At 65.8% G+C, this 23,578-nt stretch carries 22 protein-coding genes; 13 read left to right on the forward strand and 9 right to left on the reverse strand.

The window, feature by feature from the left end; genetic code table 11:
• Window positions 1–48: 48 nt before the first annotated feature.
• From VF631_RS01195 to VF631_RS01205, 3 genes are all read right to left on the reverse strand, one after another.
• Window positions 49–2,634, reverse strand: a complete 2,586-nt coding sequence (locus VF631_RS01195) for a penicillin-binding protein 1A (protein ID WP_431848435.1) — start codon at window positions 2,632–2,634, stop codon at window positions 49–51.
• 120 nt (window positions 2,635–2,754) lie between these two features.
• On the reverse strand, window positions 2,755–3,114 hold the full coding sequence (locus tag VF631_RS01200; RefSeq protein ID WP_431848436.1) for a hypothetical protein: 360 nt from the start codon (window positions 3,112–3,114) through the stop codon (window positions 2,755–2,757).
• A 60-nt stretch (window positions 3,115–3,174) separates the two neighbouring features.
• Window positions 3,175–4,047: an N-acetylmuramoyl-L-alanine amidase family protein gene (locus VF631_RS01205; protein WP_431848437.1), complete on the reverse strand. Its 873-nt coding sequence runs from the start codon at window positions 4,045–4,047 to the stop codon at window positions 3,175–3,177.
• A 469-nt stretch (window positions 4,048–4,516) separates the two neighbouring features.
• Here VF631_RS01205 and VF631_RS01210 point away from each other — a divergent pair, with 469 nt between their 5' ends.
• Window positions 4,517–7,207, forward strand: a complete 2,691-nt coding sequence (locus VF631_RS01210; RefSeq protein ID WP_431848438.1) for a ribonuclease E/G — start codon at window positions 4,517–4,519, stop codon at window positions 7,205–7,207.
• A 136-nt stretch (window positions 7,208–7,343) separates the two neighbouring features.
• On the opposite strand, the gene VF631_RS01215 is transcribed toward VF631_RS01210, so the two are convergent.
• Complete coding sequence (locus VF631_RS01215) at window positions 7,344–7,505, reverse strand: DUF465 domain-containing protein (protein WP_431848439.1); 162 nt, start codon at window positions 7,503–7,505, stop codon at window positions 7,344–7,346.
• 132 nt (window positions 7,506–7,637) lie between these two features.
• Between VF631_RS01215 and VF631_RS01220 the strand changes: the two genes are divergently transcribed.
• The 5 genes from VF631_RS01220 (at window position 7,638) to VF631_RS01240 (ending at window position 11,416) form a co-directional block, all read left to right on the forward strand.
• Window positions 7,638–7,841 carry a YdcH family protein gene (locus VF631_RS01220; RefSeq protein ID WP_431848440.1) on the forward strand — a complete coding sequence of 68 codons (204 nt, stop codon included), beginning with the start codon at window positions 7,638–7,640 and terminating at the stop codon, window positions 7,839–7,841.
• 85 nt (window positions 7,842–7,926) lie between these two features.
• Window positions 7,927–8,382: a DUF1465 family protein gene (locus tag VF631_RS01225; RefSeq protein WP_431848441.1), complete on the forward strand. Its 456-nt coding sequence runs from the start codon at window positions 7,927–7,929 to the stop codon at window positions 8,380–8,382.
• Window positions 8,383–8,442: 60 nt separating this feature from the next.
• On the forward strand, window positions 8,443–9,699 hold the full coding sequence (locus tag VF631_RS01230) for a hypothetical protein (protein ID WP_431848442.1): 1,257 nt from the start codon (window positions 8,443–8,445) through the stop codon (window positions 9,697–9,699).
• A gap of 128 nt (window positions 9,700–9,827) precedes the next feature.
• Entirely contained in the window at window positions 9,828–10,973 is a 1,146-nt protein-coding gene (locus VF631_RS01235) for an iron-containing alcohol dehydrogenase (RefSeq protein WP_431848443.1), read from the forward strand.
• Window positions 10,970–11,416, forward strand: a complete 447-nt coding sequence (locus VF631_RS01240; RefSeq protein WP_431848444.1) for an acyl-CoA thioesterase — start codon at window positions 10,970–10,972, stop codon at window positions 11,414–11,416. Before VF631_RS01235 ends, VF631_RS01240 begins: the two co-directional genes overlap by 4 nt.
• Here the strand turns inward: VF631_RS01240 and VF631_RS01245 are convergent.
• Together VF631_RS01245 and VF631_RS01250 are read right to left on the reverse strand one after the other, a co-directional pair.
• Window positions 11,394–12,362, reverse strand: a complete 969-nt coding sequence (locus tag VF631_RS01245; RefSeq protein ID WP_431848445.1) for an NAD(P)H-dependent flavin oxidoreductase — start codon at window positions 12,360–12,362, stop codon at window positions 11,394–11,396. The two genes, VF631_RS01240 and VF631_RS01245, sit on opposite strands and share 23 nt — an antisense overlap.
• Window positions 12,363–12,408: 46 nt before the next feature.
• The gene (locus VF631_RS01250) at window positions 12,409–14,043 is read right to left on the reverse strand and encodes a ShlB/FhaC/HecB family hemolysin secretion/activation protein (protein ID WP_431848446.1); all 1,635 of its coding nucleotides are present in this window, start codon (window positions 14,041–14,043) and stop codon (window positions 12,409–12,411) included.
• Between the two features lie 209 nt (window positions 14,044–14,252).
• Between VF631_RS01250 and VF631_RS01255 the strand changes: the two genes are divergently transcribed.
• Both VF631_RS01255 and VF631_RS01260 read left to right on the forward strand, forming a co-directional pair.
• The gene (locus VF631_RS01255; protein ID WP_431848447.1) at window positions 14,253–15,539 is read left to right on the forward strand and encodes a FecR domain-containing protein; all 1,287 of its coding nucleotides are present in this window, start codon (window positions 14,253–14,255) and stop codon (window positions 15,537–15,539) included.
• A 53-nt stretch (window positions 15,540–15,592) separates the two neighbouring features.
• The gene (locus VF631_RS01260) at window positions 15,593–17,917 is read left to right on the forward strand and encodes an EAL domain-containing protein (protein ID WP_431848448.1); all 2,325 of its coding nucleotides are present in this window, start codon (window positions 15,593–15,595) and stop codon (window positions 17,915–17,917) included.
• Window positions 17,918–17,955: 38 nt separating this feature from the next.
• On the opposite strand, the gene rplI is transcribed toward VF631_RS01260, so the two are convergent.
• From rplI to rpsF, 3 genes are read right to left on the reverse strand one after another with little or no spacing between them, the layout of a single operon-like run.
• On the reverse strand, window positions 17,956–18,561 hold the full coding sequence (rplI, locus tag VF631_RS01265; RefSeq protein ID WP_431848449.1) for a 50S ribosomal protein L9: 606 nt from the start codon (window positions 18,559–18,561) through the stop codon (window positions 17,956–17,958).
• 10 nt (window positions 18,562–18,571) lie between these two features.
• Window positions 18,572–18,796: a 30S ribosomal protein S18 gene (rpsR, locus tag VF631_RS01270; protein ID WP_295371920.1), complete on the reverse strand. Its 225-nt coding sequence runs from the start codon at window positions 18,794–18,796 to the stop codon at window positions 18,572–18,574.
• Between the two features lie 12 nt (window positions 18,797–18,808).
• Entirely contained in the window at window positions 18,809–19,246 is a 438-nt protein-coding gene (gene rpsF, locus VF631_RS01275; RefSeq protein WP_431848450.1) for a 30S ribosomal protein S6, read from the reverse strand.
• Between the two features lie 213 nt (window positions 19,247–19,459).
• Between rpsF and fabD the strand changes: the two genes are divergently transcribed.
• The 5 genes from fabD to VF631_RS01300 all read left to right on the forward strand — a co-directional run.
• Window positions 19,460–20,395: an ACP S-malonyltransferase gene (gene fabD / locus VF631_RS01280; protein ID WP_431848451.1), complete on the forward strand. Its 936-nt coding sequence runs from the start codon at window positions 19,460–19,462 to the stop codon at window positions 20,393–20,395.
• A 2-nt stretch (window positions 20,396–20,397) separates the two neighbouring features.
• On the forward strand, window positions 20,398–21,135 hold the full coding sequence (gene fabG / locus VF631_RS01285; protein WP_431848452.1) for a 3-oxoacyl-[acyl-carrier-protein] reductase: 738 nt from the start codon (window positions 20,398–20,400) through the stop codon (window positions 21,133–21,135).
• A gap of 93 nt (window positions 21,136–21,228) precedes the next feature.
• Window positions 21,229–21,465 carry an acyl carrier protein gene (locus tag VF631_RS01290; protein ID WP_431848453.1) on the forward strand — a complete coding sequence of 79 codons (237 nt, stop codon included), beginning with the start codon at window positions 21,229–21,231 and terminating at the stop codon, window positions 21,463–21,465.
• Between the two features lie 100 nt (window positions 21,466–21,565).
• On the forward strand, window positions 21,566–22,822 hold the full coding sequence (gene fabF, locus VF631_RS01295) for a beta-ketoacyl-ACP synthase II (RefSeq protein WP_431848456.1): 1,257 nt from the start codon (window positions 21,566–21,568) through the stop codon (window positions 22,820–22,822).
• Between the two features lie 5 nt (window positions 22,823–22,827).
• The coding region (locus VF631_RS01300; protein WP_431848454.1) for an endolytic transglycosylase MltG at window positions 22,828–23,578 on the forward strand (751 nt) is incomplete at its 3' end.

Here is a 23,578-nt window from a genome sequence, read left to right on the forward strand (position 1 = left end):
CCTGGATGGACCCCAGCCTTCGCTGGGGTGACGAGAAGTGAGAGGCAGTTAGTAAATCCCGGTCTCGCTTGGCAAGGCGTCTGGCACCGGCTCTGGTTCGACTCGCGCCTCAGACCGGCGCGGTCGTGGCGCGGGCCGGGGAGCCAGCCGCGCGTTGCCGCTGCGCAGCCGCTCCAGCAACGCCGCGCGCCGTTCCTCGAAACTTGCCACTTCGTAGCGGCGGGCCGTGCGCTTGGGTTCGCTTTCCGGCTTGAAGGCTTCCCAGATCACCGCCGCCTTGGGATCGGCGCTAGTCGGGAAGACACCGAACACCTTGCGGCCCGAGCGCCGGTCGACGCGGACCATGCGGGTCCCGGCGGGCGCGCGGAACGGGACCTTGGGCATGTCCTTCAGCGCAGCCGCCGCCCATTGCTGGAAGATCGGCGCGGCGATGCGTCCGCCCTGCGCGGCGCCGCCAAGGCTGCGCGGCTTGTCATAACCGACATAAATGCCCGCCACGACTTCGGGCGTACCGCCGACGAACCAGACGTCGCGCGGGCCCGAGGTGGTGCCGGTCTTGCCAAATAGCGGACGATTGAGGGCGCGAAGCCGCGTGGCGGTCCCGCGCTCGACTACGCCCTCCAGAATATGGACCATCTGGTAGGCGGTGATCGCATCCATCAGCTGCTTGGTTCGAAGTGGCGGACGCGGCATCGGCCGGCCGTTCCAGTCGGGCGCGTCGCAGCCCTCGCAGGGGCGAGTATCGGCGCGGTAGATGAGCTTGCCGTTGCGGTCCTGGATGTAGTCGACGAGGCTCGGCTTCACCTCCTTGCCATTGTTGGCAAGGATCGCGAAGGCGTTGGTCATCTGCATCGCGGTGGTGTCGCCGGCGCCGAGCGCGATCGACAGATAGTTGGGGAAGTCACCGACGCCGAGCCGGCGCGCCAGCCGGGTAACCTGCGTCATGCCGACCTGATTGGCCGCACGCACGGTCATCAGGTTGCGCGATTGCTCAAGGCCCCAGCGCATCGTCTGCGGGCCGGCATTTCCGCCGGCGAAATTGCGGAAGCATTTCTGCGGAAGCGCCGGTCCCTGGCTGACGCAGAACGGGCCGTCGACAATGATCGAAGCCGGCGTCATGCCGTTGTCGAGCGCAGCTGAGTAGACGATCGGCTTAAAGGTGGAGCCCGGCTGGCGCAGCGCCTGTGTTGCGCGATTGAACGAGGAGCCGCGCACGTCCCATCCGCCCTGCATCGCGAGTACGCGGCCGGTCGCCACTTCCTGCGCGATGAGCGCCCCTCCAATCTCGGGAACGGAGCGCAGCGCATAGCTGTCGCCGGCGACCTTCTTGACCGCGATCACCGTGCCGGGCTGCAGGAAGCCATAAGCCGCGCTTGCGGTGCCCCGCTTCGGCATCGAAGCAGCCGAGGCGGATAGGGTTCCCGTGCTCCCATCGGTGAAGCCGATCGTAGCGGACCCGCCTGCCTTCTCGATCACCACGGCCGCGCGCCAATCGTCGTATCCAACCCCATAATCCAGGATCGAGAGCTGGCTGCGCCAATCGCGGTCCATATCGATCTTGAGACCAGGATCGCGCCAGCTACGACCTCCATCGAAACGTAGCAGGCCGTCGCGAAGCGCCGCTTCCGCCGCCTTTTGCATCACCGGATTGTAGGCAGTGCGGACCCACAGCCCGCCCGTGTAGACGCCGTGCGGACCCTTCTCCGTCTTCTCGCCATAGCGCTCGACCAGCAGACGGCGGACTTCTTCCATATAATAACCGCCGACGTTCTTCACGGTGTTCTGCTGGCTGCGCACAGTGCCGAGCGGCTGCGCTGCGGCAGCGGCGCGCTCCGCGGGCGTGATGAACCCGTTCGCCTCCATCTCGGCCAGCACGTAGTTGCGGCGGGCGAGCGCACGGCGCTCGTGCCGCTCCGGGGTATAGTTGCTCGGCGCCTTGGGAAGAATCGCAAGATACGCGGACTCGTGCAGCGCGAGCTGATCGACATCCTTGTCGAAATAGGCCCGGGCGGCGGATTGCACGCCGTAGGCGTTGCGGCCGAGGAAGATCTGATTGAGATAGAGTTCCAGGATCTGCGGCTTCGTCAGCACGTCTTCGATGCGGCGAGCGAGGAAAGCTTCCTTGATCTTGCGCGTAACCGAATAATCATTGCCGAGCAGCAAATTTTTGGCGACCTGCTGTGTGATCGTCGAGCCGCCGGCGACCCGATCACCGGTGCCCAGGCTAAGTCCGTAATTGACGACCGCAGCGCCGAGCGCCTGATAATCGAGCCCGCCATGGCTGAAGAAGGTTTTGTCTTCGGCCGACAGATAGGCCTGGACCAGTTGGCGGGGATATTCCTCGAACGCCAGTTCCACCCGCCGCTCGCGCGCGAAGCTCTGGATCGGCTCGCCGTCGATCGAGCGGACGTTGCTCGGCAGCGGCGGCTGATAAGTGAGCAGGGTCTCCGCCGACGGCAGATTGCGCGCGAACAGGATCCAGGCGAGCAGGATGGCGAGGAGCGGCAGCGCGGCGAGGATGACCAGCACCTTTACCCAGCGCTTGCGCCAGAACACGCGCAGGCGAGATGTAAAGCGCCCAGCACCTTGGCGATACGCGACGAAACGGGTGGATTGATTTGCTTGAGCAGTCATTTGGCCTGCGCTTTAACCGATGCGACCGCGTGGGTGAAGCGGGCTCGATGGAGAATGCTTGCAAGCCGAGTGGCGGATCAGGGTACCACGGCCTGTCCCCACGCCAGGAGATTGCGTGCCCTACTCGCGCGTACTTTCCGGAAGATCGCCCCAGAACGAAGCTTCGGTATTGCCCTGAGTGGCCGCCTCTGGTCGCGCATTATTTTTCCCGTTTTCACTCGATGTCTCGTAGCGCGCGTAAGCGTCGGCGTTCGCCTGGGCCACGGACATGCCGACGGCAGTCAGCCCCTGCCCGTCGACATCGAGGTCGGAGACGCCCTCGGGCGTACCTTCCGCAATCGCTGCCTCGATGGCGACAATCGCGCCGTGAAGCCGGATCAGGCGGTCGGTAGCGGGATTGTTCTCCGAGCCGTCCGCGGAATGGGCTTCACGCCACCGCATCTGCTTCAGCATTTCCAGCCGGCCCCGTAGCTCGCCCATCCCGCTTCTCTCCCGTGAGACTTGCCTGGATTGCAGGCGCTGGCTCCCTCAAAGAGCATATCATCGCGCCGCCACCTGCAGCAACCGTCGAGCGAAATGCGCTTCGATGGCGCGGCGCATGCCGGTGGCGATCTGCGCGCGGCCTTCGGGCGAGGCGAGATAACGACTGTCGTCCAGGTTCGTGAGATAGCCGGATTCGAACAGCACGGAGGGGACGTCCGGCGCCTTCAGCACCAGCAGCGATGCGAAGCGGTGGGGTTCGGGGCGGAACGGAAAGAGAGGGCCGGCTTCGCGCTGGAGGAGCCGGGCGAAATCCGCGGAGATGCCCATGCTCTCGCGCTGCGCGAGATCGATCAGGATGAGGTTTACGGTGGCATCGCGGCCTTTCAGGTCGAGGCCGCCGATGATGTCCGACTGGTTCTGGCGCTGGGCGAGGAGGGCCGCCTCCCGGTCGGAAGCGACTTCGGAAAGCGTGTAGATGGTGGCACCGCGCGCGGCGTCGTTGAGCGGCGCGGCGTCGGCGTGAATCGAGATGAACAGGTCCGCGCCCAGTCGGCGGGCGATCTCGTAACGCTCGCGAAGCTCGATGAAGCGGTCTTCGTCGCGGGTGAGGGCGACGCGTACCCGATTGGAACGGACGAGCTCGTCGCGCACGGCGCGGGCGATCTCCAGGACGATGTCCTTTTCCGGCTGCCCGTCATGGACAGAGGTAGCGCCGCCGTCGCGGCCGCCGTGCCCTGCGTCGATCACGAGCAACGGCCGCTCCGGGTTTCTGGAGCCGAGGATTGGCGGGTCATCCGGCCGGGGACCCGAGCCGCGATTGCCAAACGCAACAGTCACTTCCGCGGGCCCTGCAGCTTGTTGGGAGGGGGCCGCGCCGAAGCCGGGGACGAGGCCGAGCAAGGCCCAGAGCAAAGCGGCGAACAACGGCATCGCTGCCGTTGATGCCGCGCCCACGGCAAGGCGGTCCAGCGGAAAAGAGAGGCGTACGCGAGGAGCGCCTTAACAGTTGCCGCTTGACAGATGCGATGTTACCTAACCCGTCAACGGTTCGAGATTGCCGGCGTGTTCCGTCCAAGCTGTCGCACCGTTTTGTTTTCGCCGGCTCTTCTTGCCGGTACATCAGGTTGACGCTGCATGAGGCATTTCTCCCCGCTGGCCCTACGCCCCCTTGTTGGCGTCGGCTTTATGGCGGGGGCGCTTCGGCCGGCTTTGAATGCCGGCCTGCCGCAAGCAGCAGAGGCACTTTATCCAACAACCCGGACAGAAAGGGCGCACGCCGATACGGCCGCGCCCTTGTCCATACGACGCGCGCGCCGCGAGGCGCCGCCGGGATTCCCTCCAGGCGCAGGCCTGACCCGGATCCCGCGGACCAGGGCGGCGCGCGCGTGGAGACTTACAGATGACAATGCGCATGCTGATCGACGCGCGCCACCAGGAAGAGACCAGGGTGGCGGTCGTCCAGGGAAACCGGATCGAGGAGTTTGATTTCGAATCCGCCGAGCACAAGCAGCTCAAGGGCAATATTTATCTAGCCAAGGTCACTCGGGTCGAGCCGTCGCTGCAGGCGGCGTTCGTCGATTACGGCGGCAACCGCCACGGTTTCCTGGCCTTTTCGGAGATTCACCCGGACTACTATCAGATTCCCAAGGAGGATCGCGAGGCCCTGCTCCGCGAGGAAGCGGAGCATGCGGCCGAGGAAGAGCGGCTCCGCGCGGCCGAGGACGCGCGCTACGACGAGCAATCGATCGAAGAGCTCGATACGTCCGGCGGCGATGCCGACGAGATCGAGGAAGTCGGCGACGATGCCGGCGGGCCTCAGGACGAAGGGGAGGGCGAAGTCTCCGAGGGCGAGGACGATGCCGGGCCGCCCAAGCCTGAGAGCGCCAACGGGTCGGACGAGAATGCCGCTGACGAATTGCGCCGCAAGCGCCAGAACCTGCGCCGCCGCTACAAAATCCAGGACGTCATCAGGCGCAGGCAGGTGCTGCTGGTCCAGGTCGTCAAGGAGGAGCGCGGCAACAAGGGCGCGGCACTCACCACTTATCTGAGCTTGGCCGGCCGTTATTGCGTGCTGATGCCGAACACGTCGCATGGCGGCGGCATCAGCCGGAAGATCTCCAACGGCGCCGATCGCAAGCGCCTGAAGCAGATCATGGCGGAGCTGGCTTTGCCGTCGACCATGGGCTGCATCGTCCGCACCGCCGGCTTGTCGCGCACAAAGACCGAGATCAAGCGCGACTTCGATTATCTGGCACGCCTCTGGGACGAGATCCGCGAGCGAACGCTGCATTCCTCGGCGCCCGCCCTGATCTACGGCGACAGCGACCTGATCAAGCGCGCCATCCGCGATCTTTATAATCGCGACATAGAAGAGGTGATCGTCGAGGGCGAGGAGGGCTACCGCGCCGCGCGCTCGCTCATGAAGCTGCTGATGCCGAGCCATGTCCGGCGTGTGAAGGGCTATTCGGACCCGGTGCCGCTGTTCCAGCGCTTCGGCGTCGAGGACCAGCTGGCGGGCATGTACCAGCCGCTCGTGCAGCTCAAATCAGGCGGCTACCTCGTCATCAATCCGACCGAGGCGCTGGTCTCGATCGACATCATCTCGGGCCGCTCGACGCGCGAGCACAATATCGAGCAGACCGCCTACGCGACGAACATCGAGGCGGCGAACGAGATCGCGCGCCAGCTTCGCCTCCGCGACATGGCGGGCTTGGTCGTGATCGACTTCATCGACATGGAGTCGAGCGGCCACATCCGCAAAGTCGAAAAGGCGATGAAGGAGGCGCTGAAGAACGATCGCGCCCGCATTCAGGTCGGCCGCATCTCCTCGTTCGGGCTGCTGGAGATGAGCCGCCAGCGCCTGCGCACCGGGGTGCTCGAGGCTTCGACCCGGCCTTGCGCGCATTGCGAGGGCACCGGCCTGATGCGCACCGCGGCTTCGGCTGGCCTGTCGGCGCTTCGCATGCTGGAGGATGAGGCGGCCCGCGGCCGCGGAAGCCGCATCGTGCTTCGCGCCGGCCGCGAGGCGGCGGTGTATGTGCTCAACAGGAAGCGGCACGAGATCGCCGAGGTGGAGGAGCGCTACGGCGTCATCATTGAGGTGCTGATCGACGAGGGCCTGGAAGGCGCAAAGATGGCGGCCGAGTCTTTCGGGCCGCCGCCGATGCACCGTCCACGCTTCGAGCCGATCGCTCCGGCGGGCGACGAGGAGGACGATCTGCTCGTCGAGGGGGACGAGGAGGAGGAAGACGACGCCGAGGCCGAGGAGCAGGAGGAAGACGAGCCACGCGAGCAGCGTCGGGAGCCTGATCGGCCTCGCGCCGACGATGGTGAAGGCGAACGCGGCCGCAAGCGCCGGCGGCGTCGCGGGCGCCGCGGTGGTCGGCGTCGGGAAGGCGAAGGACGCGAAGAGGGTGGGGCCGAGGAGGCGCAACCGCTCGAGGGTGAGGTCCCGCAGGATGAGTCCGTCGAGCCCTCGGAGCCGGAGCCGGTCACAGCCGAAGCTGCTGAGGCTGAAAGCGACGAGGATAAGCCGCGCAGGGCGCGCCGTCGGCCGCGGGCCCGCAAGGGTCAGGCCGAGAGCGGTCCGGCCGTCGAGGCAGCCCCGGCCGAACCAGTCCCGGTCGAGCTGAGCGCTGTGGAAGCAGTCGAAGCCGTTGGGGAGGTGGCGAGTCCTGCCGAGCCGGCGATCGATGTGGTGACACCGGAGAAGCCGGAGCCGAAGCGTCGGAGCCGCCGCAAGAAGGCTGATGAGCCCGCAGCCGGCGACGACGTGGCGCCGCTCCAGGCGGCCAACGACCAGGACGGCGAGAAGCCCAAGCGTCGACGCAGCCGGAAAGCTGCTTCGGAAGCGGTAGCGGCTGCCGCTGCGGTCGAGGAGGTCGCCCCGGAGACGCCGGCCGTGGATAACGGCGTCGAGGCTGCGCCGGAACTCGCGGCTGGTGCGGAGGTGGAGCCGAATACCGACGCGGTACCGGAGCGTACGTCCGACGCTGCCAAGGAGCCGGCGCTTACTCCCGGGGCTGAAGATGAGAGCGCGACCGATGGCCCGCCTCGGCGCGGCTGGTGGCAGCGAACCTTTGGGGCCTGAGCGCCCGGGCTAACGCCCGCGGCGCCTCCGCCAAACTGATCGAAGTCTTGGATGCAGGGCCCGCTTCTCTTTCCAGTGAAGCGGGCCAGCTTGCTGGTCAGGGGCGGCGGCTTGCGCCCGATCCCAAGACCTGCCGCTAAATACCCGCAATCGCTTCCTTGAGCTTCAGCTTCTCTTTCTTGAGGCGGGACAAGGTTGTCATATCCGGGTGGCGCCGCTGTTCTTCCTGCATAATGCGGGCATCGAGGTCAGCGTGCTTGGTTTCCAAAGCCGAGATATGCGCGTCCTGCATTCCCATCTCCTTCTGGTGCTTGCGGGTGGTCCAATCCTTAGATCATGGCCGAGTCGTGTCTGTCTCCTGCCGCTCGACGGCTGCGGGAATATATACGACGATCCGTTGGCTCTGCTATGTCTCATCTTGATGATGGGCATGATCAGCGACGGGAGGGCGGTCGAAGCGCGCTTGGCCGTGCTGCGCACCGAGCATCGCGACCTTGATGATGCTATCGAGGCGCTGCGCACGGCAGCGGGGCCGGACCAGTTGCAGATCGCGCGCCTGAAGAAGCGAAAGCTTCGCCTGCGCGACGAGATCAATGCGCTGGAAGACCAACTCATTCCCGACATCATCGCCTGACCCGCTATCCCGATTCGGGATGGTCGGTGGGTTTACCCTCTTTGGGCGTATGAGCGGATGGCGGCTTGTGCAAAGGCTGAGCGCCATGAACCAAGCCCGCGCCCGAATGACGGCCAAGCTGATCGATTCGCTCTACACGGAAGCGATGTTGCTGGCCGACGAGGCGCGCTCCTATTTCGATCGCAACGGCCGCGATGATCGACAGGCCTTGGATCCCCTGCTTCGCGTCGGCTTTTCGGTCGAGTCGCTAAAGGTCACGACACGGCTCATGCATGTGATTGCCTGGCTACTGACCCAGCGCGCGCTCGAATCGGGTGAGCTCAGCCTCGACGAAGCGAGAGCGGAAAGCCGTCGGCTGGGTGAGGCTCCGACCAGCGATCCCGGGCTGATCGGGCGATTGCCGGATGGCGCGGGGCAACTCGTTCGGGCCAGTCAGGACCTGTTTGCAAGAGTAGGGCGGCTGGATCAAAAGAATGACGCGACCGAGCCGCGGCCGAGCCCGGCGCGCAGCCTGCTCAGTCGTTTGGAGCGGGCCTTCTAGGCCACCAGCCTAAACCCTCAGCCAATTGAACCCTTCCTGCACGTGCCGCGTATCCACTGAATGAAATCACAAGCGGGCATTTTCCCGACCTTCTTCCTGTCAGGTTTCGAATGCTCCAGCTTCGCCTGGAAGGACCGGGGCCGCCGCGATCTCGCGGCCGAGCTTCAGCATTACGGCCATGCCGACGAAGACTATGCCATGCTTCCCCGCCTCGGCATCGCCGTCGCGCGTGAGGGCATTCCCTGGCCGCTGGTCGAGCGATCGCCCGGCCAGTATGATTTCTCCCTGATCGACGATTTCCTTACCGCGCAGCGACGGCACAACGTGCTGCCGATCTGGGACCTCTGCCACTATGGCTACCCGGACGGGCTCGATCCTTATTCCGATGCCTTCGCCAACCGCTTCGCAGCCTACGCCCAGGCAGCTGCGCGCTACGTCGCCGAGCGCGCCCACCATGGCCCCTTATGCTTCACGCCCGTCAACGAGCCGACCTTCTGGGGCTATATGGGCGCCGAATGGGCCTGGTGCGCCCCGTTCGGCAAGTCCGCGGAAGAGCGCCGCCGCTTCACGCTCGCGCTCGCCCGTGCCGACATCGCCGCTGTCAAGGCTATCCGCGCCGACTTCCCCGACGCCCGCATGGTCCACATCGACCCGCTTATCTGGGTCGTGCACCCACGCGACCGCCCGGATCTGGCCGAAGAAGCCCGCCGCGAAAGCTATGACGACGCCTATATCGCGTGGGACGTGATCTCAGGGCTGAAACGCCCGGAATATGGCGGCAGCCCCGAGACGATCGATATCCTCGGCTTCAACAATTACAGCTTCGGCCAAATGGAGTATCAGGGCGGCGGCAAGCCAAATCAACCGCTCCAGCCCGGCGATGCCCGTATCCGCCCGCTCTGCGATCTCCTCCAGGAGGGATGGGCCAAGTACAAGCGGCCCTGCATCGTAGCCGAAACCTCAGGCCTGCACGGCGGCCGCCCGGACTGGCTAAACGACATCGTCTGCGAGAGTCTCGCGGCCGTCAATCGCGGCGTCGACCTTCACGGCGTTTGCCTGTTCCCGGCGGTCGACATGACCGACTGGCACACCGGTAAATGGCTTCACATGGGCATTGCCGACGTGGAGGCGTTGCCGAACGGTACGCTCATGCGAAAGCCATTTCTTCCCTACGTTCAGATGCTGCAGCACTGGCAGGAGCGGCTTCATCGCCCAACCACGCTCGATTCCGATCCCTTCGACAAATCGGTCGATCTGGGTGAAGTCATAAGGGCCGCCCGCCAACTTGACATTGCTCCCGATGCGAACTGGCACTGAGGCTACGAACTGGGCTGGGAAAGAGCGTCCGGAACGGGTCGGGTTTGGACCTCCAGCAGCGTTGTTCGAATCAAGCGGGAATACCGTCCGCGCCCGGGATTGCGTCGTCCGGCGCTACTCGCAATGACATGCCGATGAATTCCTATCAGTTCACCTACGGGCCAAAGCTCCGGTCCGGCCCGAATGCATCAGCGCGCATCGGTGAGCTGTTGCCGCCGGGCCGTTCGCTGTTCGTCACGGACGCCCGGGTGCGGGCGCTCGGGCTGCCCGATCGGGCGCTCGCCTCACTCCCTGAGGCCGGGATCGATCCGGTCTTTTATGACGCGGTGGAGGCGGACCCCTCGCGGGCGACGGTGATCGCCGCAGCCGCGGCCGGCGATGGTTGCACGTCAGTGGTGGGTTTCGGCGGCGGGAGTCCGATGGACGTGGCCAAGCTTGCGGCCTATCTCATCGCAAGCGGGGACGATCTCGACACGCTCTGGGGCGTCGGCAAGGCGGCGGGCCCTCGCCTGCCGCTCGTGCTGGTGCCCACCACCGCGGGTACCGGGTCGGAGGCGACCCCGGTCACGGTGATCACGGTGCAGGGTGCGGAGAAGAGGGGGGTCAGCAGCCCGGCTCTGGTGCCTGACTGGGCGGTCCTGGATGCGACGCTTACCCTTGGCTTGCCCCGGGACGTCACCGCTGCGACCGGCATCGATGCGATGGTGCACGCGATCGAGGCCTACACGTCCGTTCGCCTCAAGAACCCCATGTCGGACCTTCTGGCGCGTGAGGCGCTTCGGCTGCTCTCTGCCAATCTCCTGCGGGCCTGCGATGATCCCGCTAACCTGCAAGCGCGGGAGGCGATGCTGCTCGGGGCGCACCTCGCGGGGGTCGCCTTCGCGAACGCTCCGGTCGCGGGCGTGCATGCCTTGGCCTATCCGCTCGGCGGGCACTTTCACGTCCCCCACGGCCTGTCAAACGCGCTGATGCTCACCCCAGTGCTCGGCCACAACCTTCACGCCGCCATGGCTCCTTTTGCCGAGCTTGGTCTGGTGCTCGATCCGTCGCTGGCGGGGCAGGGGCGGCAGGCCCAGGCGCGCGGGCTGATCGAGCGCTTGTCGGCCCTCGGCCGCGCCGCGGGCGTGCCGCAGCGGCTTAGCGAAGTTGGCGTGACCGCCGCCGACCTCGACATGCTTGCGCGTGAGGCGATGAAGCAGGAGCGGCTGCTGGTGAACAATCCCTGCCCGATCACCGAGGCGGACGCGCGGCGGCTTTACGAGGCTGCCTTGTGAGCAGGGCTGCGCTCATGGGCCGCGACTTCTACCGCGTCTGGCGCACCATCGGCACGCGCTGGGCCGACAACGACGCCTACGGGCATGTCAACAATGTCGTCTACTATGGCTGGTTCGATACGGCGGTGAATGCGTGGCTGATCGACGCCGGGCTGCTCGACGTCGGCGGTGGCGACCCGATCGGGCTCGTGGTCGATACAGGCTGCCGATACGCGCGCCCGCTCGCCTTCCCGCAACAGGTGGAAGTCGGGTTGGCGCTCGATGAAATGGGGAGTTCCAGCGTGCGATATCGGCTCGGCGTCTTCGGACATGGGGAGAACGGGGCAGCGGCCGAGGGTCACTTTGTCCACGTCTATGTTGATCGGGAGAGCCGCAGGCCCGCGCCCTTGCCGGCTGCGTGGAGAGCTAAGCTGGAGACGATCAGGTCGACGCTTTCGCCCTGAGTTCGGCCTTAGCCTGTGCGTACTCGGCGGCGAGTTTCGCTACATAGTCGGCAGCGGGCAGAACCTCCGTCACCGCGCCGATGCCCTGGCCAGAGCCCCAAATGTCCCGCCAAGCCTTTGCATCGCCGCCGCCGGAGCCGAAGTTCATCGTCTTGAGGTCGCCTTCGGGCAGCTTGTCCGGATCGAGCCCGGCGCGGACGATCGACTGGCGCAGATAATTGCCATGCACTCCGGTGAAGAGGCTGGAATAGACGATGTCGCCGGCTCGCCCTTCTACGATCCCGCTTTTGTAATCGGCGGTCGCGTTGGCTTCTTGCGTCGCGATGAAAGGCGAGCCGATATAGGCAAGGTCCGCGCCCATCGCCTGAGCGGCGAGGATGGCGTGACCCGTCGCGATCGCGCCTGACAGGATCAGCGGTCCTTCAAACCAGGTCCGGATCTCCTGCACCAGCGCGAAGGGCGACAGCCGCCCGGCATGGCCCCCGGCGCCGGCTGCGACAGCGATCAATCCGTCCGCGCCTTTGTCGACCGCCTTGCGCGCGAAGCGATCGTCGATGATGTCGTGAAGCACAATTCCGCCCCAGCCATGCACGGCCTGATTGACCTCGACCAGCGCGCCGAGCGAGGTGATGACGATCGGCACCTTCCACTTGGCACAGGTGGCCATATCCTGCTGCAAGCGGTCGTTCGAACGGTGCACGATCTGGTTGACTGCGAACGGAGCTGCCGGGCGATCTGGATTGCTGCGGTCCCAGGCCGCAAGTTCCTCCGTGATCCGGTGCAGCCATTCGTCGAGCACCGACTGCGGACGGGCGTTGAGGGCCGGGAAGGAGCCGACGATCCCCGCCTTGCACTGAGCGATCACCAGATCGGGGCTGGAGACGATGAACAGCGGCGAGCCGATAACCGGCAGGCGCAGGCGATCTAAAGGTGGGAGCAGGGCCATGCCGCCTCCTGAACGGAAGCGAAAGGCAGGTCAAACTGCCGAAAGGTTACTCAAACCGGCTGCCGATCACGAAGGAGATGCGCGGGTTCAGCTCCTCGTCGCGGTCTGCGCCTTCCTTGAGCGGAACGCCGACCTCCAGGCTGGCGTCGATGTTGCGGCCGAGCCCGGTCCTGATCCCGCCGCCAGCGGACGCGAGCGACCCGCCGCCGGATCCATCGCCGTAGTTTCCGACCGTGCCTGCATCGGCATAGCCGTAGAGCTGGGCGTCGCGCACCAGACGTCCCAGTCGGGGAAGATCGAACCTCAGCTCGATCGAGCCCGCGACTCCCTTGTCGCCGGAAAACTCTCGATAATCGTAGCCGCGCAGGAAATAGCGTCCGCCAAGGCCCATCTCCTCGCTGGAAAGAAGCGGGCGCGAGGCGATCTGGCCCTCTCCCTGCAACTGGAAACTGACCGGCCCAATCAGCGAGCGGTCGTAATGGCCCCAAAATTCGAATTTCGAGAAGATCGCGCTGCCATCCGCGCGCGACGTCAACAGATCGCCCTCGCGCGTGGCGTCGAAAATTCCGAGCCCGCGAGAAGCGGTCAGGCGGGCGCGGGCGGTACCGCCGCCAAGCTCGGCGCTGGAGAAGAGACCCGCCTTGAGGATCGATAGACGGTCCTTGCGAACGACCACGTCGGCGAGCGACTGTTCCGAGTCGCGGACCGTGAACTCGGTTTCGCCCCACAGGCTGCCGGCCCGGCTGCGAATGAACGGGTGGCTGAGTGCGATCGAGCCTTCCAGGCTCTGCCCCTCGAACTCCCGATCGGACAGGATGCCGCCCGGTCGCGAGCGCGCCGCATAGGCCGAGGCGGTGATTTCCGTTCCGTTGCCGCCGACCGCTTTGGCATAGGCGATACGGGCGAGCGCGAACTCCTTGGGGTCGAGCGGGGTCACGACGCCACCGATCGTGAGCCGGTCGTCCTCTGCGAAGAGGCCGTTCACGTCGACTCTGAGCTGGGCGCGAACGGGACCCACTGTGCTGGATCCCCAATTGTCGACAGAGGCGCGGCCGCGAACCGGATCGCGGCTGGTGCGCAGGATAAGCAGGGTGCGACCGTCGATCCGCTCGATCCGCGGCTTGTCGATGTCGACGCCGGGAAGATCGCCGGCGAGCAACAGCCTGCGCTCGAGATCGGCGGTGGGGATCGGCGCGCCGAGCGGCAGACCGTCGAAGATCGGCCGAACCGCGGCCATTGCGTCACCCTCAATGCGGATATCGTCGATCCGGCCTTCGTCGATCTCAACTCGAAGGAGCCCATTCTCCACGGTCTGCTCGGGGACCCATGCGCTCGCGAGGCCATAGCCGGCGTTGCGCGCGACCTGTGCGATCGCAGTCGCCAGATCCTGCAACTCGGCGCCGGAAACTGTGCGGTTCTTGTAAGGCAGGATAGCAGGCGCGTAGGCAGAAGCGGGAAGGGCGCTCGCGCCTTCCAGACGAATGCTTCGGATCAGGACCGGTCTGGTCAGGGCCGAGTCCAAGCTTTCCATATCGACCCGCAGCGGGTCCACGGCTTGCTTGCCTCGAGCATCGCCGCGCTTGCGCAGTTCCTGCTCCACCACGGAAGGGTCGGACCGGTCCTGCGGCGTCTGCGTATTGGCTTGAGCCAGGCCGGACATCGTGGCGACGGACCCCAGCATCAGCGATGACAAGAATATGCGCACTGCCCACCCGCTCCATGAAACAGCCAGGGTCTAGCGGGCGGAGTGCTAACATCCGGTTAGCCAGTTCATCATTTGCGTGTCGTTAACCCCGCCTCTTAGGTCGCCGGAAAGGAAGAAGGGATACCGAAGCTTCACGACAAATCTCGCTGCCGCACCCGCGGTGGCCCGCATCGGGGGCAGGCTCCATGATTCATAGGCTGGCACTTGGCATCGCACCGGCGATGCTGCTGTTCGGAACGCAAGCAAGCGCTGCGGCGCCCGTGTGGAAGGTGAGCGAAGTCAGCGGCGATGTGCGCCTGAGCGAAGCGGGCCGCACCCGTGCGGCCGCAAAGGGTGCACTGCTCGGATCGGGCGCCATGATCACGACGGCGCCAGGCGCTCGCGCGGTCATCGTGCGCGGTGGGGAGTTCGTGGTGATCTCGCCGGGAACGCGCATCCGAGTGCCCGAGGCGAGCAGCCCGAACAAGATCATGCAGCTGATCGAAGATTGGGGGTCCGCGCTTTTCAAGATTGAGAAGAAGAGCACCCCCCATTTCGGCGTCCAGACGCCGTACCTCGCGGCCGTGGTGAAGGGCACGACTTTCACCGTCACAGTCGGGCCGGAGGACGCAAAGGTCAAGGTGACGGAAGGCGCGGTCGAGGTTTCGACCCTGGACGGCGGCGCGTCAGACCTGGTGCTGCCGGGTTCACTCGCGATGGTGGGCAAGAGTGACCTGTATCGCCTCACGGTTGAGGGGATTGGCGCCAAGGAGCTGCGCTCCGGCGGCGCCGCGGCAGCGGGGATCGTCACCGCCAAGGCGGTGCCGAACCAAGCTTCGGCCGCGAAGGGCGACAATCGCAGCGCTCGCGCCGAAGCAGTCCGCATAGCCAAGACGATCGGCGAAAAGCCGACATCGCTGGCAAAGCTCACGGGCGGTCTCGTCGAGGGCTCGTCTGCGGCCGAGCACGCCCAAGGCCAGTTCAACGAGCATAGCCGAAATGCCCGCGGGCCCAAGCCGGACAAGGGCAGCCCGGGTAAGGGCGAGGACAAGCCGGGCAACGAAGACAAGCCCGGCAAGGACGACAAGCCCGCTGGGGACGGCAAGCCCGCTGGGGACGGCAAGCCCGGTGAGGACGGCAATGCCGGCAAGGATGGTAAGCCCGATGAGGGCGCCAAGCCGGGCGAGGGCGCCGGCACTCCAGATAAAGGCGAGGGCAAGCCGACAGAACCTGGCAAGGGGGATGACTCTAAACCTGGCGGCGACTTGGACGGAGGCGCGGGCGGCAAGGACGACTCGGGCAAGGATGAACCCGGAAACGACAAAGGCGGCAAGGGCGACAGCGGCAAGGACGATAGCGGCAAGGACGTCAAGGACGGGGACGATTTAGACGACTTCGACAAGGACGATGACGACGGCCGGGACGGCGACGACGGCGACGAAGACGAGGGTGACGACGAGGAAGACGACGGCAAGGCCGAGAAGGACGACTGAACCTCGTCGGTCCGGAGTTGATCCAGGTGTCGCCGATCAGGCCAGCGGGCGCTGTGGAAAGCGTTGCGCTCGCCATCCGTGGCTATTTGCTCTCGAGGCGGCGCAGCCTGCTGGTTGGGGCGGCGCTATTTATGGGCGTGATGACCCTGCTGACCGGGGCGGGCGCCGGGCTGGACCGTTTCCTCCGCGACCTGCGCGACTCGGTTCGGGCCCACCCGGCCAGCGGTGAAGTCCATATCGTCGAGATCGACGGCCGCAGCTTGGCCGAACTCGATCGCTGGCCGTGGCCGCGCAGCATCCACGCCGCTGCCGTGGACAGCCTGCACCAAGCAGGCGTCCGATCGATCGCGTTCGACGTGGACTTTTCGGCTAGATCCGAGCCTGCGGAAGACGCCGCGATGGCGGCAGCGCTTGCCCGCGCCGGGCGAAGCGTCATCCTGCCAACCTTGCGTCAGCCGGCGGGAGCAGGCAGCTTAGAAGAGATCGAGACCGTCCCGATCAAGCCGCTGGCGGACAACGCTTTTCTAGCGGCCGTTAACGTCAGGCCGGACCGCGACGGCTACATCCGCAGCATGCCGTTTGGAATCGAGACACAAGGCACGCCGCGCCCTTCGCTCGCCAGCATGGTCGCCGAGAAGGCTGCCGAGATCGGCCGGCATTTCCAGGTCGACTATTCGATCGACCCAGCCAGCATCCCGCGCCACAGCATGGTCGACCTCGTTCGGGGCCGAGTTCCCAAGGAGAAGCTGGCCGGCAAGCGCGTGATCATAGGCGCGACTGCCGTGGAACTCGGCGATCGGTACCCGGTACCCCGTCACGGCGTCATTTACGGCGTAGTCATTCAGGCGCTCGGGGCCGAGACCTTGATGCAAGGTCCCGTTCCGCAGCAGAGGAGCGGCCTGTGGCCGTTGCTGCTGGCTTTATTGGCCGCAATTCTCGTTGCGCAGCCCGGAAACCGCAAGGTCCGTATCGGCGCGTTCGCCACGCTTGGCCTTGGAGTCATCGCTTGGCCTCTTGTCGGCGAAGCGCTCTGGGCAACGAGTTTTCCGATTGCCCCGGCCTTGGCCGCTCTCTCCGCGGCGATTGCGATCGGCGGCGGCTTGATCGTGACCGAGCGGCTGCAGCAGCGGGCGATGACCGACCCCGGAACCGGGCTGCCCAACCTCGCGGCGTTGTGCGCGGCAGCCGATGGACGGCCCGGCGGGAACGTGATTGTCGGCCGAATCGATCGCTTTGAGGCCATCGCCTCGGGGCTCGGCCCGACCGCTACGGCGAACCTGCTGCTGCGGGTCTCGGACAGGCTGCGATTTGCGAACCGGCAGGCGACAATCTATCGCGCGGACGACGCCACCCTTGCCTGGCTCGAGGGAGGCGGCGACGAGGAAGACCTGGGCGAGCGGATCGAAGCGATCACCGCGTTGATGCGCTCGCCCGTTGATTGTGGTCGCCTGATCGACGTCGCCCTGACTTTCGGCCTTTCAAGCGGTGACAAGTCGGCGCAGCAACTCGTCGCGCAAGCGACATTCTCGGCTTCGCAAGCGGCTCAAGCGGGTGTGCGCTGGCAGCGCTTCACGGAGGCGGACAGCGCCGCGACAAACCGAGAGCTGTCGTTGCTGGGCGAGCTGGACAGGGCGATGGCAAGCGGCCAGCTCTGGAACGCGTATCAGCCGAAACTCGATCTCGCGACGGGCCGCATTGTCGGTGCCGAGGCCTTGGTGCGCTGGCAGCATCCACTGTTCGGGCCGATCACGCCCGACCAGTTCATCCCGATCATCGAGGAGCATAAGCGCGTCGGCGATCTCACCGTTTTCGTGCTCGAACACGCGATTGAAGATGCGCTGGGCTGGGCTGAGTCGGGCTACCCTATCGGAGTCGCGGTCAACGTGTCTGCGAGCTTGCTCGCGGATCATGCCTTCATCGAACGGATTGCGTGCATTCTCCAGACCAGTCGCCTCCCGACCGAGCAGGTTACGATCGAAGTCACCGAGTCGGCCGCGATGCACAGCCCCGACCGTGCCATTGCGGCGCTGGAGAGCTGGCGATCCCTCGGCGTCAACATCTCGATCGACGATTACGGCACGGGCCAGTCTTCGCTCGGCTATCTCCAGATGCTGCCGGCCACCGAGCTCAAGATCGACAAGAGCTTCGTCCAGAGCATCGGCACCGATCGGCGCAACGCCATCATGGTTCGCTCAACCGTCGCGCTCGCGCACGAACTTGGGATGAGGGTGGTCGCGGAAGGGATCGAAGACGCAGCCTGCCTGGAGCTGCTGCTCGAGATGGGCTGCGACACGGCCCAAGGATATCATATCGCTCGCCCAATGCCGGCGGAGGCGCTGACCGAGCACCTCTCGCAAGGCTCGCGCCTGGCGGCGTAAGGGCGGCAAGGCTCTCTAGCCTGCCGCCCCCCCGGGCCTTAGCTGCTCGCCGACTCGCCTTCGCCGCCGGCATTCTCGCGGGTGGCCGCGATCTCGCCCGGCTCGGCATTGGGATCATAGTCTTCGGTGAAGCCGGCGCTGTCCTTCTCGAACATGTCGGCCATGACATCCACGCCCTGCGCCTGGAGCTCGGCCTCTTCGGGCGAGCGGGCAACGTTGACGCGGATGGTGACGGACACCTCCGGGTGAAGCGCGATCCGCACGTCCTGGATGCCGATCGCCTTGATCGGGCGATCAAGCACGATCTGGTTCTTGGCGATCTTGTGACCCTGCGCTTCCAGCGCCTCGGCGAGGTCTCGAGCGGAGACGGAGCCGTACAGCGCGCCCACATTCGAGGCCTGACGGATCAGCAGGACCGTTGCACCTTCCACGCCCTTCGAGTCGCGCTCGGCGACGGAGCGACGCTCCGCGTTCTGCGACTCGATGCGCTCGCGGTTGCTCTCGAAGACCTTGCGGTTGGCCTCGTTGGCGCGAAGCGCCTTGCCGTTGGGAAGAAGGAAGTTGCGGGCATAGCCGTTCTTCACCTTCACCACGTCGCCGATAGCGCCGAGCTTCTCGACGCGTTCAAGCAGGATAACGTCCATGTGCGGGTCCTTACTTCACGACGTAGGGGAGGAGGCCGAGATGACGTGCGCGCTTGATCGCCTGGGCGAGTTCGCGCTGCTTCTTGGCCGAGACCGCGGTGATGCGGCTGGGAACGATCTTGCCGCGCTCGGACACGAAGCCTTGGAGCAGACGGACGTCCTTGTAATCGATCTTGGGCGCATCGTTGCCCGAGAAGGGGCAGCTCTTGCGGCGGCGGAAAAATGGGCGTGCCATGTGGTCTGATCCTTACGCTTCGATTTCTTCGCGGTCGCGGCGCGGAGCGCGCTCGTCGCGATCCCGGCGCGGGCCGCGATCCCCGCGATCACCACGGTCGCCGCGATCACCACGTTCACGGTCACGGTCACTCTTGCGCATCATCGCGGACGGGCCCTGCTCGTGCTCGTCGACGCGGATCGTCATGTAGCGGACCACGTCCTCGTTGATCTGGGTCTGACGCTCGAGCTCGGCCACCACCGGGGCCGGAGCCTCGAAGTCCAGCGCGACGTAATGCGCCTTGCGGTTCTTCTGGATGCGATAAGCGAGCGAACGAAGACCCCAGGTCTCGGTGCGGACGACCTTGCCGCCGCCCTGCTCGATGATGTCGGTGGCGGTCTGCGCCAGCGCGTCGACCTGGCCCTGGGCGAGATCCTGACGCGCGAGAAACACATGCTCGTAAAGCGGCATGCTCGATATCCTTCATATTGGCCGATCGCTGACGCCGCGACAATCGCGAACGCCCCTCCGGCTGTCGTCGGTATGCAAACCGGGGCTGAAGACGCACAGTCTCCGCCCCGGATGCCGGCCATGTGGCCGAAAGGGCGCCGGAAAGCAAGCCGTTGTTGCTCCGGCTCGTCGTTGGTGTAGGCGGCGACGCGGGACGAACCAGGGAGTTCAGACGTGCGTGCATTCATCTTTCCGGGGCAGGGAAGTCAGGCGGTTGGGATGGGCGTTGCGCTTGCCGAAGCGAGCAGCGCGGCGCGTGAGCTGTTCCAGGAGGTGGACGAGGCGCTTGGGCAGCATCTGTCGCGGTTGATGGCTGAGGGACCGGCGGACCAGCTCACGCTGACGGAGAATGCGCAGCCGGCGATCATGGCCAATGCGCTCGCAACTTTACGGGTGGCCGAACGCGAGGCGGGGCTGAAGCTGGCGGACAAGGCCGATTTCGTGGCGGGGCATAGCCTCGGCGAATATACCGCCCTGGCGGCGGCTGAGGCGCTCGATGTCGCGACAACGGCCCGGCTCCTGCGGCTGCGCGGCCAGGCGATGCAGGCCGCGGTGCCAGTGGGTGAAGGCACAATGGCGGCCTTGATCGGGACCGAATTGAGCGATGCCCAGGCGGTTGCGGTCGAGGCTGCTCAAGGCGAAGTCTGTGTGGCGGCCAACGACAATGCGCCGGGCCAGGTGGTCGTGTCGGGACACAAGGGCGCTGTCGAGCGTGCGATCGCGATTGCGAAGGAGCGCGGGTTCAAGCGCGCGCTGCTGCTGCCGGTCTCCGCGCCGTTCCACTCGCCGTTGATGGAACCGGCAGCACGCGCGATGGCCGAAGCTTTGGCGGGAGCCGACCTGCGGCCGCCGATCGTCCCCATCTACGCCAACGTGACCGCCGCGCCTGCGGGTGATCCGGCCGAAATTCGCGCGCTTCTCGTCCAACAGGTCACCGGCATGGTGCGGTGGCGCGAGAGCGTCACGGCAATGTTCGAGGCGGGGGTGACCCACTTCGTCGAGTTCGGCGGCAAGGTGCTGACCCCGATGATCAAGCGCATCGCGCCGGACGCGACTACAACGAGCGTCGTCACGATGAACGACGTTGAAGCACTCGCGAAGGAGATCTGAGCATGTTCGATCTGACTGGCATGACCGCGCTGGTGACCGGCGCTTCGGGCGGGATCGGGTCGGCTATTGCCCGGACTTTGGCGGGGCAGGGGGCGCGGGTCGCGCTTTCAGGCTCCAATGCCGACAAGCTGCAGACTTTTCGAAGTGAGTTGGGCGCGGATCATGTTGCCCTCGTGGCTAACCTTGCCGATGCAGCCGCCGTTGACGGGCTTGTGCCCCAAGCCATCGAGCGGCTCGGAAAGCTCGACATCCTCGTCAACAATGCCGGCGTGACGCGGGACAATCTGGCGATGCGAATGAAGGACGAGGAATGGTCCGACGTGATCCGCGTCAACCTCGAAGCCGCGTTTCGCCTGTGCCGAGCGGCGTGCAAGCCGATGATGCGGGCGCGGTTCGGGCGGATCATCTCCATTACCTCGGTCGTGGGCGCCACGGGCAATCCCGGGCAGGCAAACTATGCGGCTTCCAAGGCAGGCCTGGTCGGCATGTCCAAGGCGCTGGCGCAGGAAGTCGCCTCGCGCGGGATCACGGTGAATTGCATCGCGCCGGGCTTTATCCAGTCGGCGATGACCGATGCGCTGCCCGATGCGCAGAAGCAGGCGCTGACCGGGCGCATCCCGGCGGGCAAGCTCGGCACGGGCGAGGATGTCGCGGCGGCAGCGCTCTACTTGGCGAGCCGCGAAGCCGCTTACGTCACTGGCCAGACGCTGCACGTGAATGGCGGGATGGCGATGATTTGAACGCCTCACCTGTCGCGCATATGAACGGCCCCTTGCCAGCAAGGCGCGCGTGGGTTTAGGGCGATGGTCAAAACCCGAGTGAAAGGCACCTTGATGAGCGAGACCGCTGAACGCGTGAAGAAGATTGTCGTGGAGCACCTGGGCGTCGAGAACGAAAAGGTGACAGAAGAGGCGAGCTTCATCGACGATCTCGGCGCGGACAGCCTCGACATTGTCGAACTCGTAATGGCGTTCGAGGAAGAATTCGGCGTCGAAATCCCCGACGATGCGGCCGAGAAAATCGGCACCGTCAAGGACGCGATCGACTATATCGAGCAGAACAAAGCCTAAGGCTTGCGGCCCCGCCATCTGGTGGGTCTGATTTGACCATCAGCGGCTCCGCGTCCTAGGGCGTGGAGCCGTTTGCCGTTAGGGATTGCGAGGAATGAGCATGCGCCGGGTTGTGGTGACAGGGATTGGGCTGGTGACGCCGCTCGGCGGGGACGTGGATACCAGCTGGCGCAACATCCTCGCAGGCCGAAGCGGGGCGGGGCGGATCACGCGCTTCGACCCGTCCGAGCAGGTTTGCCAGATCGCCTGCGAGGTCAAGCCGCCCGAGCATGAAATGGGCTTCGATCCGGGCAAGCGCGTCGATCACAAGGTGCAGCGGCAGGTCGACCCGTTCATCGTCTACGGGATCGATGCGGCCGGGCAGGCGATCGAGGACGCCGGCCTCGCCGACATGAGCGAGGAGGATCGGTACCGGGCCGGAGTGTCGATCGGGTCGGGCATTGGCGGCCTGCCTGGAATCGAGAAGGAGTCGCTGGTCCTGCACGAGAAGGGGCCGCGTCGCGTAAGCCCTCATTTCGTGCACGGGCGATTGATCAACCTCGTCTCCGGACAGGTCTCGATCAAATATGGGCTGATGGGACCGAATCACGCAGTGGTGACCGCCTGCTCGACAGGGGCGCATTCGATCGGCGATGCCGCGCGGATGATCCAGTGGGAGGATGCGGACGTCATGCTGGCCGGCGGCGCCGAAAGCGCTTTGTGCCCGCTCGGCATCGCCGGCTTTGCGCAGGCGCGGGCGCTCTCGACCCGCAACGACGAGCCGGAAAAGGCAAGCCGCCCCTATGACAAGGATCGCGACGGCTTCGTCATGGGTGAGGGGGCTGGGGTCGTGGTGCTGGAGGAATATGAGCGGGCCAAGAAGCGCGGCGCCAAGATCTATGGCGAGCTGATCGGCTACGGCATGTCGGGCGATGCCTATCACGTCACCGCGCCGCATCCGGAGGGCGCGGGCGGTTACCGGGCGATGGAAGTTGCCATGAAGCGATCCGGGCTCGATCTGACCGACATCGACTACATCAACGCCCACGGCACCTCGACGCCGCTCGGCGATGAGCTGGAGCTCGGCGCGGTCCGCAAGCTGTTCGGGAATGCGGTCGGGACTTTGTCGATGAGCTCGACCAAATCGGCGATCGGCCACCTGCTCGGCGGGGCCGGGGCGGTGGAGGCGATCTTCTGCCTGCTCGCGATGCGCGACGGGATCGTGCCGCCTACGCTCAACCTCGACAATCCGAGCGACGGCTGCGCCGGTGTGGACCTGGTTCCGCATGTCGCCAAGGAGCGGAAGGTCAGAGCGGTGCTCAACAACAGCTTCGGCTTCGGCGGCACCAACGCCAGCCTGGTGATGCGGGCGGTCTGATCCGCGTGGCGCTGACTGGATCCAAGCGCCTGCTCGGGGCGGGCCTGCTGGTCGGCCTGCTGATCGGGATTGCGCTTGGCGCTTGGGTGATCCTCGGCTGGACCGGAGCGGGGCCAGCCAAGGCGGCAACGCCGGTGGTGATTGCGCAAGGATCCAGCATGGCCGCTGCGGCACGGAGCATGGAGGAAGCGGGCGTGCTTGCTTCGGCGGACCGCTTCCTGCTGCAGGCTCGGCTGTTCGGCGGCGACAAGCCGATCCGGGCCGGAGAGTATGAAGTTCCCGCCGGAGCGAGCCCGTCCGAACTCCTTCAACTGCTGCAAAGCGGCAGAGTGCTGCAGCGCTTCGTGATCGTGCCGGAAGGCCTGCCGTCGGTGATGGTGCACGATCGGCTGATGCGGGCGCCGTTCCTCACCGGCTCCGCGCCGGTTCCGGAGGAAGGCTCGGTGCTCCCGGACAGCTACAGCTACCAGCGCGGCGAGAGCCGGGCGGCGGTGCTGAAGCGAATGCAGGATGCGATGACCAAGGAGCTGGACGCGCTCTGGGCCAAGCGCAAGTCGGGGTTGCCGGTCGACAGCAAGCACGAGGCGATCACGCTCGCCTCGATTGTCGAGAAAGAAACGGGCAAGCCATCCGAGCGGCGGATGGTGGCGGGCGTCTATACGAACCGGCTCCGCGTCGGGATGCCGTTGCAGGCGGACCCGACCGTCATCTACCCAGTGACCAAGGGTCGACCTCTCGGCCGGCGCATTCTCCGAT

The organism is Allosphingosinicella sp. (assembly GCF_036387615.1).
In the GTDB taxonomy this organism is placed as follows: domain Bacteria; phylum Pseudomonadota; class Alphaproteobacteria; order Sphingomonadales; family Sphingomonadaceae; genus Allosphingosinicella.